A 14,564-nucleotide genomic window follows, 5' to 3' on the forward strand; every position below is an offset into this window, starting at 1 on the left:
GCATCGAGCAGATCACCTCGGACGTCGAGCCGGGCCGCATCTACGAAGGCAAGGTCGCCAAGATCATGGACTTCGGTGCGTTCGTCACCATCCTGCCGGGCAAGGACGGCCTGGTCCACGTCTCGCAGATCTCCAGCGAGCGCGTTGAAAAGGTCGGCGACAAGCTGAAGGAAGGCGACGTGGTCAAGGTCAAGGTGCTGGAAGTCGACAAGCAGGGCCGCATCCGCCTGTCGATGAAGGCCGTCGAGGAAGGCGAAGGCGCCTCGGCCGAGTAATCCGCCAACGGCGGATTACGAGGGTAGGTGACGACCGTTGGTCGTCACTCCTTGGAAAAAAGACGGGCCTTCGGGCCCGTTTTTTTGTTTGGCGCACGATCTTCGATCAGGGGCGTCGCGAGCGTCCAGAGCCCCGCCGCGGCCGGTAGGCCCCTGTGCAGATGTCCCCCGGCAGCCGCGTCTGCTTTGCCCCGAGGGCCCCTGTGCAGTCATTGCGTTTCCCGTCCACGGCTACAGGACGTGTCCGCCGGACAGATTCGCAGGACATCCGGCCATGACGGCCTGCGCCTTGTTAACGTTGGCCCATTCCTCTCCACGGAGTCGCCATGTACCGCCTGCCTGCTTCCCTGTTGGCTACTGCCCTTGCGGTCGCGCTTCCGCTCGCCAGCCATGCCGCCCCGGCGTCGAATGCGGTGATCGGTGCCTACTATCCGGGCGGTTCGGCCGAGCGCTATCCGGTGGCGTCCATTCCCGCCGATACGCTGACCCATCTGTTCTACGCGTTCGCGCGGATTGATGATGGAAAGTGCGTGGTGGACGACGGCGCTGCCGCGCACTTCAAGGCACTGGCCGCGCTCAAGCGCGACCACCCGCAGCTGCACACCCTGATCTCCATCGGCGGCTGGAACGCCGGCGGCTTCTCCGATGCCGCACTCACCGCACAGAGCCGCGAACGTTTCGTGCGTTCGTGCGTGGCGATGTTCTTCGAGCAGCATCGCGGCAGTTTCGACGGCGTGGATATCGACTGGGAATTCCCGGTCTCCGGTGGCCCGCTGGACATCACCGACCGCCCGCAGGACCGTCGCAACATGACGCTGCTGGTGCAGGAATTCCGCCGCCAGCTCGATGCGCTGGATGGCGGCCGGGGTCCGCACCGGCTGTTGACCGCCGCACTGCCGGCCGGTCGCGTACAGACCGACGGCCCTTACGATCCCGCACTGAGCTATGAGTTGAAGGAACTGGGCAAGGCGCTCGATTTCATCAACCTGATGAGCTACGACATGGGCACCGGCTTCTCCAAGGTGTCCACCTTCAACGCGCCGCTGCGCGTGGTGCCGCAGGACCCGCTCGCACCGGAACAACGCCGCTGGAACAGCGTGGAAGGCGCCGTGCAGTACTACCGCCAGCATGGCGTGCCGAACGACAAGCTGGTGCTGGGCGTGCCGTTCTACGGGCGCGGCTTCAAGGTCACCACCGAATCTGCCGATGGCCTGTACCAGCCCTACAGCGCCCCGTTCGATGCCGGCGACTGGCGCCGCATCAAGCAGGAATTCCTCGGCACGCCGGGTTGGCAGCGGCACTGGCACCCGGTGGCGCAGGCGCCGTGGTTGTACAACGCCGCCGACAAGGTCTTCATCAGCTATGAAGACCCGACCTCGATTGCGTTACGTGCGGACTACGCCAAAGACCAGAAGCTGCGCGGCGTGTTCACCTGGGAACTGACCGGCGATGACGACCAGGCCAGCCTGCTGAAGGCCATGGCCGCGCCGTTCAAGTGAAGCCGACTACACGCAGGTAGAGTCGGTTCCCAAACGACTGCCGTGGACGCGTAGACATTCGGTGACGCATGACCATAAGCGAAGCAGAAGCCTTTTCCGCCAGCGCTCATGCCGTCACCGAATGTGGGTAGTGCAATGGCGGTCGATTGGGATGCGACCCTACCGCGGGAATGCTGCCCGGATTATCGGGCTCTAACGCTCCGGCCGGGCCTGCACTATGCTTCCCGCATGAGTACTGTCCGGCTGCTGGACCTGCATATCGACCGTGCCGCGCAGCAGGTGCGGCGCGGTGATGTGGTGCTGCCGGTCAGTGGGCTGAGCTGGCGGCTGCTGGACTGCCTGCTGGAGCACGGCACCGAGGTGGTCGACTTCGATACGTTGGCCGAGCAGGTCTGGGCACCGGCGGTGGTGGGCGAGGACGCGATCAGCCAGCGGGTGAAGCTGCTGCGGCAGGCATTGGGGGATGACGGCCGCCAGCCGCGCTATGTACGCTCGGTGCGGGCGCGCGGCTACCAGTTGTGTGCGCCGCTGCAGGCGTGCGCGGCGGAAGCACCGACAGCGACGCCGACGGAAGGATCGCAACGGCGTCCGTACCGGCGCTGGGCTTGGCTGGCGGCGGGCGCTGCCGGGGCCGCCATCGCCATCGCCGTCATCGTCGCGCGGCCGGGAAGCGCGCCGCGCTCACCGGCCGATCCGGTGCTGCAACGCGCTGCGTATTACGCTGGCATTGGCCAGGCCAGCAACAATGACCGGGCGATCACCCTGTATCGTCAGGCGTTGCAGATCGATCCCGATTCCAGCCCCGCACGGCGTGGCCTGGCGCGCGCGTTGGCGGCCGATGCCTGTTTGTTCAACGGCGAGCCAGCGAGTGCGCAGGAGGCACTTCAGCTTGCCGGGCAGGTGCTGCAGGCGGCGCCTGATGATGCCGCCGCGCATGCGTTGCGTGGTTATGCCCACGACTGCATGGGCGCGATGCCGCTGGCGATTGCCGATTACGAGCAGGCGTTGCGGCGCGATCCCGACGATGAACGCACCCGCGCCTCGCTGGCCTACCTGCAGCAGGAGCAGGGCCACCTGGCGCAGGCGCTGAAGGCCAACCTCACGCTGCGCGCGCCCGAGCGGATCCGCTTTCGCGATGTGCAGGTCGCACGCGAGCTGGAACTGCTCGGCTTCACCGACGCCGCCGCACGCCGCCACGCGCGCAACTTCCAGCTGTACCCGGACAACGTCTTCAGCAACATCGCCTGGCCACGTGCGCTGATGAACATGGGCGAGCAGGACAAGGCTCGCCAGGCACTCGACCAGGCGCTCGCACGTGGCACCCCGCATCCGCAGCTGCTGCGCCTGCAGGGCGAACTGCGGCTGATGGGCGGCGACCCGCAGGGGGCGGCGCAGGCCTTCGAGCAGGGCCGCCGGCTGCGCCCGTTGCAGTCGCTGGGCACAACCCTGGCCGGCCTGCAGCAGCCGGACGGCGGGCCATCCCCGGAGTGGATTGCCGCCCGGCTGGGTGAGGTCTCCGCGCAGGCTGACGACGGCTGGTCGGATGCCGCCGTGGAACGCGCGCTGCTGCACCAGGCCCAGGGCGATGCAGCGGCGGCAATCGCCGACCTGCACCGTGCGGTGGACGCCGGCTTCCGCGACGCCGCGTGGTTGCGCGTCACCCCGTTGTTCGCCCCGCTGCGGCAGGCGCCCGGCTGGGAGCGCCTGCTGGCCCGGATCGAGGCGGACGTGGCCGCACAGCGTGCGCAGGTGCTGGCCGCGCCCTGGCGCCCCGATGACCTGAACGGCCTCAGCGCAGCGCCGGCAACAGGAATTCGGTAAGCACCCGGCGCGACTGCGGGTGGGCATAGCTGCGGTTGTAGGCCCTGCTGGTGACCACCGCGACCAGCTTCTTCTCCGGCATCACGAACACGTAGTTGCCGCCGTTGCCCGACATCGCCCACACCGTGGTTTCCTTGCCGTCCACCGGCAGCTTCAGGCCCCACCACTGGTAGCCGTAGTCGCTGCCGTCGTCGGTCTCGGCCTGTGCGCTCACCATGGCAGAAACGTACGCGGCGGGAACGAGCTGCTGTCCCTGCCATTTGCCGCCGGCCAGCACCAGCTCGCCCAGCCGGGCCAGGTCGCGGCTGCGGTAGCGGGTGCCGCCGCCCCCCATGCCGATGCCTTCGGGGGAACGGTTCCAGTGGCTGCGGGTAATGCCCAGTGGGCGTTCCAGGGCCTGCGCGGCGTAGTCGGCCAGCGGCAGTTTCGTGGCCCGTTCCAGCACCGCGCCCAGCACGAACGAATCGGCGGTGCAGTAGGCATGCGCGCGGCCGTGCGGGCTGTCCTCGGGGCGGCGCATCCAGGGCGCGAAGCCCTTGACCGGCAGCGCCAGCGCGAAGTCCAGCCAGCGCTCGGTCACGTACATGCGCTCTTCGTTGCCGCTGGAAAACTGGTTCTGGTCATCGCACTCCCACAGGCTGCTCATGGTGAGCAGGTCTTCCAGCGTGGTGCCGCGCAGGCGGGGGTCGACCGGGTGCTGCGCGGTGAATTCCGGGAAGTAGTCGTAGACGCGGGCCTGCACACCTGGCAGGTGCCCGGCGCCGATGGCCGCCCCCACCAGCAGCGAGGTCACGCTTTTGCTGGCCGAGCGTACATCGTTGAGGGTTTCGGCATCGGCACCGTTGAAATAGCGTTCGTAGGCCACCGTGCCATCGACCAGCAACAACACGCTGGTGACCTGTTTGATGTCCTCGCGGGCGATGCCCGCCTCGAGCGCGGCGAGCGGGGCGGGGTCCAGCTTCGGCGGGGCGGCCAAGGCCGCAAAAGGCAGGCAGGCGGTGATGGAAATAACCAGTACGATGAATCGACGGACGGGGTGGGGCATGGTGGCGCTCCTCGGAAGTGAGGCTCCACTACGCCAGCACCGCGTCTGAAGTGCTGGAAGAACGTCTGAAGAATTCTGAAAGCAGCACGTCGGCCTGCATCGGGCGATGCAATCGTCGGTAGGGTCGGTTCCCGAACGACTGCCGGTAACGGCGCAACGTCCGGTAACGCATGACCTCGAACGGGGCGACGCATTTCGCGCGCATCTCCGTTGCAGGTCATGCGTTACCGAACCGATCACCGTTATCGGCAGTCGTTTGGGCTCCGGGGCCAGAGCTCTTACGCCCGCGCGTGCGCCCACACGCTGTTGGGGTCACCGTATACGGCTCGTCGCCGGGTGGCGCGTGCCATCGCGGCAAACCCCAGCGCCATTGCCAGCGCCACGCCGTCCACCCAGAACAGAGGCCAATAGCCGCGCGCGGCGCTGGACCACAGCCACAGCCCGCTCATCGCGCCGTGCACCACCGGGATCAGCGCGGTCACCGCCGCCGCTGCCCACAGCAGCTCCACCGCGGCCTTGGACGGCGCGCGCAGCGCCGCCCACAGGGCGCAGCCGCCCCAGACCAGGAAGCAGGTCCAGCGCATGCCTGCATCGGCATGCGCCGGGGCCAAGTGCTCCAGCAGCTGCACGCTCACGAACGCGGCCGACACCGCCACGCACAGCCCGATGCACACGCCCACCGTGGCCCGCGCCATGTTGACCTGGGCGCGCCCCTGCGTGACCTGGCGGCGCTTGCGGCGCGACTCGATCCACAGCAGGTTGCCCGAATAGAACAGGAACGCCCCGCCCAGGCCGAGCACGAAGTAGAGCCACGGCACCAGCCCGTTGCCGAATTCGCCGAAGTGCAGCGCATAGGCCGCCGCCAACGTGGCGTGGTTGGCATCGCGATGCCCGGGCAGCTGGGTGTGCAGCACATCGCCGGTATTGGCATCCATCGCTACCGCGCCCAGCGGGCCCAGCGACACGCCGCCATCGCCGGTGATCTCGATCACCGCGTTGCGGTCACCGGCATTGGCCAGCTTCAGGTAGGCCGGCTCAAACACCGCCTGGCCCTTGTCGTTGGCTACCGCGATCGCCCGCGCATGCAGCATCGCCAGGCTGCCGGCACGCACCGGCTCGTTGGCTGGCGCGCGGATCGGCGCGGTATCGGTCGCCCCCGGCAGCGCCGCCAGCAGCTTGCCGTCGTAGATCAGCGGGTTGAGCGCGGCCATCTGCAGGAACATCAGGCACAGCAGCGCACCGGTGACCGCGAACAACAGGTGGAAGGGCAGGCTGAGCACGCCGATCACGTTGTGCGCGTCCTGCCACATCTGCTTGAAGTTCCGGCCCGGGCGCAGCGCGAACAGGTCGCCCACCAGTTTGGGCAGGTGGATCACCAGCCCGGACAGCAGTGCCAGCCCGTACAGCAGGCTGACCACGCCCATCAGGTAGATGCCGGCCACCGGCAGGCCCAGCGTGTAGTGCAGCTCGTTGATCAGCTCGGCCAACCCGGCCTGCGGCGGGGTGGGGCTGCCATCGACATGGTCGGCCCAGGCAAACAGCCAGGTGCCCTTGGCATCCTGCCAGTACGCGATGGACTGCGGCGTTTCCGCGCCGGGGAAGGTCATGCCCACATGCTTCCGCGCGTCAGGGTGTCTGGCCAGCACGCCATCGAGCAGCCGCTGCGCATCGTCCAGGGTCTGCGCCGGCTGGTCCATGCCCTGCGGCGACTGCCACAGCGGCAGGTCATGGTGGAACACGGTAATGGCGCCGGCATAGAACGCCACGAACAGCGCAAAGCCGGCCACCAGGCCTACCCAGGTGTGCACGGTGGTGAAGGTACGCAGGGTAAGCGAACTGAATTTCATCGAAGAGGCCTCACTGCACCCAATGGAAGTGGCGCAGCAGCCACAGCAGGCCGAAGCCGAACGCGGCGCAGGCGCTCAGCCACCCCCACGCGCGCATCCCGGTACGGAACGCGAACGCCCACAGCGCGGCCAGCATCCACAGCGGAATGAAGGCGATCATGCCGGGCACGATCACCGACTGCCACGGACCCGGCGGCAGCCAGGTGATCAACCCGGTGACGGCCGCGGCCACGAAGAAGCCTGCCAGCAGACCGGCCAGTGCACGTGCCCACATCAGCGCCGCGCCTCCGCATCCGGCCGCGTCCAGGCGGCCAGGTAGGGCAGCGCCATGGCGGTGAGCATCCAGCCGCCCAGGGTGACGCAGAACCCAGTGGCAAAGCCGAGCTGGCCCATCCACAGCCACAGCGAGGTGGCCGCGGCCACCAGCCCGAGCTGGCGGCCCAAGCGGCCGGCCCGGCGCAGGCGCGGCCAGCGGCAGTGCGGTGAGGCAGCATAGAAGGCCAGCGCTGAAAAGGCCGACGCCGCGCCGGCCAGCGCGCAATACAGCAGGGCCAGGGCATCTGCACTCAGCATGGGCGTGCCGCGCAGGGCTGGGGCGTGCGGGCCGAAGGGGCGGCGCATGGCATGGAAATCCTTGGAAACGAAGACCGTTCGAACAATGCGGCAACCTGCGCATGGTAATCATTGCCGTTTTCAATCGCCACAACGCCCCGTTCAGTAGTGGCGGCCTCGGCTCTGCCGGCGGCGGGATTGGGCTTCCCCACCCGTTTGGTTTAAGATCGGTGCATCCACCTCGAGGCAACAAGGTGACCCGCGCCCAGCGCCGGTCCAGCGTGCGACATGAGCACTACCACCGCCCAGCGCTGAACGTCATGACGGCCCCCTGCCCAGGCGCCTTCATGGCGCTTTTCTTTTATCCGGCCGTGCGCCCCGGACACCCTCGACCCCGTTTCCCTGGCCTGCGCCGCAGGCCCACCAGCACAAAGTCCCAGCCATGATTGCGATCACGCTTCCCGACGGCAGCCGCCGTGAGTTTGAAAACCCCGTCAGTGTCATGGACGTCGCCCAGTCGATCGGCGCCGGCCTGGCCAAGGCCACCATCGCCGGTTCGGTGGACGGCACCCTGGTCGATGCCAGTGACGTCATCGACCATGACGCGAGCCTGCGCATCATCACCGCCAAGGACGAGGAAGGCGTGGAGATCATCCGCCACTCCTGCGCCCATCTGGTGGGCCATGCGGTCAAGCAGCTGTACCCGGACGTGAAGATGGTGATCGGCCCGGTCATCGCCGAAGGCTTCTACTACGACATTTACTCCGAGCGCCCGTTCACCCCGGACGACATGGCCGCCATTGAAAAGCGCATGGGCGAGCTGATCGCGCAGGACTACGACGTGGTCAAGAAGATGACCCCGCGCGCGGAAGTGGTGGAGATTTTCAAGGCCCGTGGCGAAGACTACAAACTGCGCCTGATCGAAGACATGCCGGCCGATATCCAGGCCATGGGCATGTACTACCACCAGGAATACGTGGACATGTGCCGCGGCCCGCACGTGCCCAACACGCGCTTCCTGAAGGCCTTCAAGCTGACCCGCATTTCCGGCGCCTACTGGCGTGGCGATGCGCAGAACGAACAGCTGCAGCGCATCTACGGCACCGCCTGGGCCGACAAGAAGCAGCTTGAGGCCTACATCAAGCGCATCGAAGAAGCCGAAATGCGCGACCACCGCCGCATCGGCAAGCAGCAGGACCTGTTTCACCTGCAGGAAGAGGCCCCGGGCCTGGTGTTCTGGCACCCCAAGGGCTGGGCGCTGTGGCAGGTGGTCGAGCAGTACATGCGCAAGGTCTACCAGAAGAGCGGCTACGGCGAAGTGCGCTGCCCGCAGATCCTGGACGTGAGCCTGTGGAAGAAGTCCGGCCATTGGGACAACTACCAGGACAACATGTTCTTCACCGAATCGGAGAAGCGCACCTACGCGGTCAAGCCGATGAACTGCCCGGGCCACGTGCAGGTATTCAACCAGGGCCTGCACAGCTACCGCGACCTGCCGATCCGCTATGGCGAGTTCGGCTCCTGTCACCGCAACGAGCCGTCGGGCGCGCTGCACGGCATCCTGCGCGTGCGTGGCTTCACCCAGGACGACGGCCACGTGTTCTGCACCGAATCGCAGATCGAATCGGAAGTGACCGCCTTCCACCAGCAGGCGCTGGCGGTGTACCAGCACTTTGGCTTTGAAGAAATCCAGATCAAGATCGCCCTGCGTCCCGAATCACGCCTGGGCGACGATGCCACCTGGGACAAGGCCGAAGCCGCGCTGCGTTCGGCGCTGTCCAGCTGTGGCGTGGAATGGCAGGAGCTGCCGGGCGAGGGCGCCTTCTATGGCCCTAAGATCGAGTACCACCTGAAGGACGCCATCGGCCGCACCTGGCAGCTGGGCACCATGCAGGTCGATTTCATGATGCCCGGCCGCCTGGGCGCCGAGTACGTGGACGAAAACAGCCAGAAGAAGCACCCGGTCATGCTGCACCGGGCCATCGTCGGCTCCATGGAACGCTTCATCGGGATCCTGATCGAGCACCATGCCGGCCAGTTCCCGGCCTGGCTGGCCCCGACCCAGGCGGTGGTGGCCAATATCACCGACGCCCAGGCTGAATACGTGCAGGAAGTGACGAAAACCCTTGCAGATCAAGGGTTCCGCGTAACGTCGGATTTGCGCAACGAGAAGATCGGTTATAAGATTCGCGAGCATACGCTGCAGCGGGTCCCGTACCTGCTGGTGGTGGGCGACCGTGAGAAGGAAAATGGCGCCGTAGCCGTGCGTACGCGCTCGGGCGAGGATCTGGGCAGCATGTCCGTCCAGGCCTTTATCGAGCGGCTGCAGGCAGAACAGTCCGTGTAAGAAAGTCCCGGCCCTGCGGATGATCCGCTCTGGGCCGGTTTGATTCCTCTGGGAGATTGCAATATCAGTACCCCTGACAACAAACAGAACCGCAAGAATCAGGAAATCCGGGTGCCGCGCGTACGCGTGATCGGCAGTGACGGTGAAATGATTGGCGTGTTGACGCGTGACGAAGCGCTGTCGATGGCCGAAGACGAAGGTCTGGACCTGGTCGAGATTCAGCCGCAGGCTGATCCGCCGGTGTGCAAGATCATGGACTTCGGCAAGTTCAAGTTCGAAGCGCAGAAGAAGGCCAACGAGGCCAAGAAGAAGACCAAGCAGGTCGAGATCAAGGAAGTGAAGTTCCGCCCGGTCACCGATGAAGGCGACTACCAGATCAAGCTGCGCAAGATGCGCGGGTTCCTGGAAGAGGGTGACAAGATCAAGGTGAACATCCGCTTCCGTGGTCGTGAAATGAGCCATCAGGAACTGGGTCGCGAAATGGCCAACCGGATCGAGGCCGATCTGGGCGAGGACATCGTGATCGAGTCCCGCCCGCGCCTGGAAGGCCGGCAGATGGTCATGATGATCGCGCCGAAGAAGAAGTAACTGCGCTGGCCCGGCGCGCGCCACCTCGCACGTGGCGCTGCAGGCCATCCGCGTAGCGACACGCCACGCGTGTCCCAGACGGTGCCCGAATCCGGGCGCCGTTCAGGTTTGTGCTCGCCTGCAACCCCTCGGCGCACCAAACCCCGCCCAATCAAAGGTTTGCAACCCTCACAGTTCCCATGCATAATGGGCGACCCCGTTTTTCGCGGGGCTGCTGTTTTGAACGGTTTCACGCTTTTCAACGGCAACAGGACCGGCCTGGCTCCCAATGGGGATCCCAGGCTTACAAGCAGGCAAGGGCACGGACGGAAAGTGTGGCAATGCCACCGCCCTGGTCAGTGACAAAACATCATCAAGGACATTGCAATGCCCAAGATCAAGACCAACCGGGCGGCGGCCAAGCGTTTCCGCAAGACCGCCTCCGGCAAGTTCAAGGCTGGCCACGCCAACCGCAGCCACATCCTCACGAAGAAGTCGACCAAGCGGAAGCGCAATCTGCGTCAGACGAACCATGTTCGTGCAGAAGACGCAGGCCGTTTGAACCGTATGCTTCCCTACCTCTGAGGACTGACCCATGGCACGAGTAAAGCGTGGCGTACAGGCGCGTCGCCGCCACAAGAAGATTCTGACCCTGGCCAAGGGCTACTACAACGCACGCCGCAAGGTCTTCCGCGTTGCCAAGCAGGCCGTCATCAAGGCCCAGCAGTACGCCTACATCGGTCGTAAGCAGAAGAAGCGTAATTTCCGTTCGCTGTGGATCACCCGCATCAACGCGGCTGCCCGCATCAATGGTCTGAGCTACAGCCGTTTCATGAACGGCCTGCTCAAGGCAGGTATCACCCTGGACCGTAAGGTTCTGGCCGATATCGCCGTGCACGACGCAGCTGGTTTTGCAGCATTGGCCGAAAAGGCCAAGGGCGCGCTGGCGGCATAAGTCCATTCCCCGCCGTTGCCGTGCAAACGCAACGGCTGCGGGTAAGGCAATGCATGGGGAAGGGCGCAAGTCCTTCCCCATTCTTTTTTGTGGCGGCGGCAGCCCAACCGGGTGCCGTCCCGACAGCGGTGGCGACGGGGGTCGGCCCGGCGCGCATCGCGAAGGCATACCGACGCGAGGTCCAGGCTATCCATGAGTGACATCCAATCCCTGACCACCCAGGCGCTGGCCGACGTGGCCGCCGCCCAGAGTCCCGATGCGCTGGAAGCCCTGCGCGTGGCGCTGCTTGGCAAGAGCGGCAGCATCACCGCACAGCTCAAGCAGCTGGGTGCACTCCCGGCCGATGAGCGCAAGGCCGCCGGCGAAGCCATCAACCAGGCCCGTGACGCGCTGACCAGCGCGCTGGGTGAACGCAAGGCCGTGCTCGAGAGTGCGGCGCTGGACGCCCGCCTGGCCGCCGAAGCAATCGACATCACCTTGCCTGGGCGCCGCGCCGAACGCGGTGGCCTGCACCCGGTGACCCGGACCCTGGAGCGCATCACCGACATCTTCGGCCGCCTCGGTTACGAGCTCTCCGAAGGCCCTGAAATCGAAGACGACTGGCACAACTTCGAAGCCCTGAACTTCCCGCCGCACCACCCGGCGCGTGCCATGCACGACACCTTCTACTTCGGCGATGGCCGCCTGCTGCGCACGCATACCTCCGGTGTGCAGGTGCGCTACATGGGCGACCACGCACCGCCGCTGCGCATGATCGCGGCCGGCAAGGTGTACCGCAGCGACAGCGACCAGACCCATTCGCCGATGTTCCACCAGGTGGAAGGCCTGCTGGTGGATGAGCATTCGACCTTCGCCGACCTCAAGGGCACGCTGTCCGAGTTCGTGCGCGCGTTCTTCGAACGCGATTTCGAGATGCGTTTCCGCCCCAGCTATTTCCCGTTCGTGGAACCGGGTGCGGAAGTGGACATTGCCTGGCAGCAGCCCGACGGCAGCACCCGGTGGCTGGAAGTGCTTGGTTGCGGCATGGTGCACCCCAATGTGCTGCGCAACGTGGGCATCGACCCGGAGCGCTATACCGGCTTTGCCTTCGGCCTGGGCGTGGAGCGCTTTGCCATGCTGCGTTACGGCGTGAACGACCTGCGCGCGTTCTTCGAGAACGACGTGCGCTTCCTCAAGCAATTCGCCGGATGACCGGATGCCGGGCAGCGCCCGGCACTACGATTGTTGAATTACGGCCCAGGCGCGTGCGCCGGCCCACCAGGGTGACACCATGAAATTCTCTGAAAACTGGCTGCGCAGCCACGTCCCCACCACCGCCTCGCGCGACGAGCTGAGCGCGGTGCTGACCGCCATCGGCCTGGAAGTCGAAGAGGTCACCAACCTCGGCGCCAGCCTGGACCACGTGGTGGTGGCACGTATCGTCACCGCCGAGCGCCACCCCGAAGCCGATCGCCTCCAGATCTGCCAGGTCGATGCCGGGCAGGGCGAGCAGCTGCAGATCGTGTGCGGCGCGCCCAACGCGCGCCCGGGCCTGGTGGCGCCGCTGGCGATGATCGGCGCGAAGATCGGCGACTTCAACATCAAGGCGGCCAAGCTGCGCGGCGTGGATTCCAACGGCATGCTGTGTTCGGCCAAGGAACTGGGCCTGGACAGCGACGCCTCGGGCCTGTTCGAGCTGCCCGATGACGCCCCGGTGGGCCAGTCGCTGGTGGAGTACCTGGGCCTGCCCGACGCCAGCATCGAGATCAAGCTCACCCCCAACCGCGCCGACTGCTTCAGCGTGCGCGGCATCGCCTTCGACGTGGCCGCCGCGTGCGCCAGTGAAGTGGTGCCGTTCAATGCCGCGCCGATCGCCGCCGTGGGCAGCCGCGAACTCACCATCGCGCTGGACGCCGGCGCCGAAGCGCCGCGTTACCTGGGGCGTGTGATCGAGGGCGTGAACCCGCGTGCCGCCACCCCGTTGTGGATGGCCGAGCGGCTGCGCCGCAGCGGCGTGCGCCCGGTGTCGCTGCTGGTGGACATCACCCAGTACGTGATGCTGGAACTGGGCCAGCCGATGCACGCCTACGACCTGGGCACCCTGCAGGGCAGCATCGCCGTGCGCCGCGCGCGCGCCGGTGAAACCCTGAAGCTGCTGGACGGCCGCGACGCCACGCTGGACGACGGCTTCCTGCTGATCACCGATGCCGACCGTCCGGTGGGCCTGGCCGGCATCATGGGCGGCTACGACACCCGCGTCACCGACGACACCAGCGCCGTGTTCCTGGAGGCCGCGCACTTCGCGCCGGCCGCCATCATGGGCCGTGGCCGCAAGCTGGGCCTGCACACCGACGCCGGCCACCGCTTTGAGCGAGGCGTGGACCCGGCGCTGCCGCGCACCGCCATTGAATATGCCACCCGCCTGGTGCTGGACCTGGCCGGCGGCACCCCCGCGCCGGTGACTGAAGCCCTGCGCGAGGCCGACCTGCCGGCCACCGCGACCATCGGCCTGCGCCGCGCGCGTATCGCCCGCGTGCTGGGCATCCAGATTGCCGACACCGACGTGGAGCGCATCCTGCGCGCGCTGGGCATGGACGTGGCCGCCGCTGCCGACGGCTGGCAGGTCACCGCGCCCAGCCGCCGCTTCGACATCGCCATCGAAGAAGACCTGATCGAAGAGCTGGCCCGCATCCACGGCTACGAGCGCATTCCCACCACCCTGCCCGGCGGTGCCGCGCGCATCGCCATGCCCAGCGAGACCCGCCTGGACGATCTGGGCACGCGCCGCCAGCTGGTGGCCCGCGACCTGCAGGAAACCATCAACTACGCCTTCGTCGACGCCGGCCTGCTGGCCCAGTGGCAGCTGCAGGACAACGTGGTGGCCCTGGCCAACCCGCTGTCGGCCGAGCTGGCGGTGATGCGCCCGGCGCTGCTGCCGGGCCTGGTGGCCACCCTGGGCCGCAATGCCGCTCGCCAGCAGGGCACCGTGCGCCTGTTCGAACTGGGCCGCGTGTTCCACCCGCAGGCCGGGCAGGGCGCCGTCCCGCTGGAAACCCAGCGCGTGGCCGTGGCCGTGTGTGGCGATGCCACCCCGCAGCAGTGGGGACTGGCCACCCGCAAGGTCGATTTCCATGACCTCAAGGGCGACCTGGAATCGCTTGCCGCCGCCTCCGGCGCCGCACTCAGCTTCGTGCCCTCCACCCGCCCGTACGGCCACCCGGCGCGTTCGGCCGAGGTGCTGCGCGAGGGCGCCAGCATCGGCTGGATCGGCCAGATCCACCCACGGTTGGCCAAGGCCATGGACATCGACGTGGACGTGTTCGGCCTGGAGCTGGACCTGGCCCCGCTGGCCGCCCGCAGCCTGCCGCGCGCCACCGAGCTGTCCCGCTTCCCGTCCGTGCGCCGCGACCTGGCCTTCCTGGTACCCGAAGCGGTCGCCTGGGCGGACCTGGAAGCCACCCTGCGCCGCGCCGTGGGCCCGCTGCTGCGCCAGGTGACCCTGTTCGACCGTTACGTCGGCCAGGGGGTCGAGCCGGGCTTCAAGAGTCTCGCTATGGGCTTGATTTTGCAGGACAAGTCGCGCACTCTGACGGACCGCGACGTGGATGCGGTGGTCACCGAGGCGGTGGCCGCAATGGAGCGTGAACACCACGCCCGGATCCGCGGTTGAGCGGGCA

At 66.9% G+C, this 14,564-nt stretch carries 13 protein-coding genes; 9 read left to right on the forward strand and 4 right to left on the reverse strand.

Annotation, left to right across the window (positions count from 1 at the left end):
* From ACGFZ3_RS11800 to ACGFZ3_RS11810, 3 genes are all read left to right on the forward strand, one after another.
* On the forward strand, positions 1-275 hold a 275-nt coding region (locus ACGFZ3_RS11800), incomplete at its 5' end, for a S1 RNA-binding domain-containing protein (RefSeq protein ID WP_392921004.1).
* A 326-nt stretch (positions 276-601) separates the two neighbouring features.
* Positions 602-1,774, forward strand: a complete 1,173-nt coding sequence (locus tag ACGFZ3_RS11805) for a glycoside hydrolase family 18 protein (protein ID WP_392921007.1) — start codon at positions 602-604, stop codon at positions 1,772-1,774.
* Between the two features lie 228 nt (positions 1,775-2,002).
* Positions 2,003-3,595 carry a winged helix-turn-helix domain-containing protein gene (locus tag ACGFZ3_RS11810; RefSeq protein WP_392921010.1) on the forward strand — a complete coding sequence of 531 codons (1,593 nt, stop codon included), beginning with the start codon at positions 2,003-2,005 and terminating at the stop codon, positions 3,593-3,595.
* Here ACGFZ3_RS11810 and ACGFZ3_RS11815 read toward each other — a convergent pair.
* From ACGFZ3_RS11815 to ACGFZ3_RS11830, 4 genes are all read right to left on the reverse strand, one after another.
* Positions 3,564-4,640 (reverse strand): serine hydrolase domain-containing protein, encoded by a 1,077-nt coding sequence (locus ACGFZ3_RS11815; protein ID WP_392921013.1) that lies wholly within the window; start codon positions 4,638-4,640, stop codon positions 3,564-3,566. The two genes, ACGFZ3_RS11810 and ACGFZ3_RS11815, sit on opposite strands and share 32 nt — an antisense overlap.
* A 278-nt stretch (positions 4,641-4,918) precedes the next feature.
* Complete coding sequence (locus ACGFZ3_RS11820; protein WP_392921015.1) at positions 4,919-6,487, reverse strand: PepSY-associated TM helix domain-containing protein; 1,569 nt, start codon at positions 6,485-6,487, stop codon at positions 4,919-4,921.
* A 10-nt stretch (positions 6,488-6,497) separates the two neighbouring features.
* On the reverse strand, positions 6,498-6,761 hold the full coding sequence (locus ACGFZ3_RS11825) for a hypothetical protein (protein WP_392921018.1): 264 nt from the start codon (positions 6,759-6,761) through the stop codon (positions 6,498-6,500).
* Positions 6,761-7,108: a hypothetical protein gene (locus ACGFZ3_RS11830; protein WP_392921021.1), complete on the reverse strand. Its 348-nt coding sequence runs from the start codon at positions 7,106-7,108 to the stop codon at positions 6,761-6,763. The genes ACGFZ3_RS11825 and ACGFZ3_RS11830 overlap by 1 nt, the downstream gene beginning before the upstream one ends.
* A gap of 373 nt (positions 7,109-7,481) precedes the next feature.
* On the opposite strand from ACGFZ3_RS11830, the gene thrS reads away from it, so the two are divergent.
* The 6 genes from thrS to pheT all read left to right on the forward strand — a co-directional run bounded on the left by thrS (position 7,482) and on the right by pheT (position 14,557).
* The gene (gene thrS, locus ACGFZ3_RS11835; protein WP_392921023.1) at positions 7,482-9,386 is read left to right on the forward strand and encodes a threonine--tRNA ligase; all 1,905 of its coding nucleotides are present in this window, start codon (positions 7,482-7,484) and stop codon (positions 9,384-9,386) included.
* 48 nt (positions 9,387-9,434) lie between these two features.
* The gene (infC, locus tag ACGFZ3_RS11840) at positions 9,435-9,974 is read left to right on the forward strand and encodes a translation initiation factor IF-3 (RefSeq protein WP_026070650.1); all 540 of its coding nucleotides are present in this window, start codon (positions 9,435-9,437) and stop codon (positions 9,972-9,974) included.
* Positions 9,975-10,340: 366 nt separating this feature from the next.
* Positions 10,341-10,538 (forward strand): 50S ribosomal protein L35, encoded by a 198-nt coding sequence (gene rpmI / locus ACGFZ3_RS11845; protein ID WP_017355265.1) that lies wholly within the window; start codon positions 10,341-10,343, stop codon positions 10,536-10,538.
* A gap of 10 nt (positions 10,539-10,548) precedes the next feature.
* A complete protein-coding gene (rplT, locus tag ACGFZ3_RS11850) occupies positions 10,549-10,908 on the forward strand; it encodes a 50S ribosomal protein L20 (protein ID WP_003484828.1) in 360 nt (119 codons plus the stop codon).
* Between the two features lie 192 nt (positions 10,909-11,100).
* Positions 11,101-12,099, forward strand: coding sequence for a phenylalanine--tRNA ligase subunit alpha (pheS, locus tag ACGFZ3_RS11855; protein ID WP_392921071.1), 999 nt, complete (start codon positions 11,101-11,103; stop codon positions 12,097-12,099).
* Between the two features lie 79 nt (positions 12,100-12,178).
* Positions 12,179-14,557 (forward strand): phenylalanine--tRNA ligase subunit beta, encoded by a 2,379-nt coding sequence (gene pheT, locus ACGFZ3_RS11860; protein WP_392921073.1) that lies wholly within the window; start codon positions 12,179-12,181, stop codon positions 14,555-14,557.
* The last annotated feature ends 7 nt before the right edge of the window (positions 14,558-14,564 follow it).

Source organism: Stenotrophomonas sp. NPDC047960, assembly GCF_043204395.1.
Classification (GTDB): domain Bacteria; phylum Pseudomonadota; class Gammaproteobacteria; order Xanthomonadales; family Xanthomonadaceae; genus Stenotrophomonas.

Coding starts and splice junctions, on each gene's coding strand:
- ACGFZ3_RS11805 (WP_392921007.1), top strand. CDS start 602: ATGTACCGCCTGCCTGCTTCCCTGTTGGCTACTGCCCTTGCGGTCGCG.
- ACGFZ3_RS11810 (WP_392921010.1), top strand. CDS start 2,003: ATGAGTACTGTCCGGCTGCTGGACCTGCATATCGACCGTGCCGCGCAG.
- ACGFZ3_RS11815 (WP_392921013.1), bottom strand. CDS start 4,640: ATGCCCCACCCCGTCCGTCGATTCATCGTACTGGTTATTTCCATCACC.
- ACGFZ3_RS11820 (WP_392921015.1), bottom strand. CDS start 6,487: ATGAAATTCAGTTCGCTTACCCTGCGTACCTTCACCACCGTGCACACC.
- ACGFZ3_RS11825 (WP_392921018.1), bottom strand. CDS start 6,761: ATGTGGGCACGTGCACTGGCCGGTCTGCTGGCAGGCTTCTTCGTGGCC.
- ACGFZ3_RS11830 (WP_392921021.1), bottom strand. CDS start 7,108: ATGCGCCGCCCCTTCGGCCCGCACGCCCCAGCCCTGCGCGGCACGCCC.
- thrS (WP_392921023.1), top strand. CDS start 7,482: ATGATTGCGATCACGCTTCCCGACGGCAGCCGCCGTGAGTTTGAAAAC.
- rpmI (WP_017355265.1), top strand. CDS start 10,341: ATGCCCAAGATCAAGACCAACCGGGCGGCGGCCAAGCGTTTCCGCAAG.
- rplT (WP_003484828.1), top strand. CDS start 10,549: ATGGCACGAGTAAAGCGTGGCGTACAGGCGCGTCGCCGCCACAAGAAG.
- pheS (WP_392921071.1), top strand. CDS start 11,101: ATGAGTGACATCCAATCCCTGACCACCCAGGCGCTGGCCGACGTGGCC.
- pheT (WP_392921073.1), top strand. CDS start 12,179: ATGAAATTCTCTGAAAACTGGCTGCGCAGCCACGTCCCCACCACCGCC.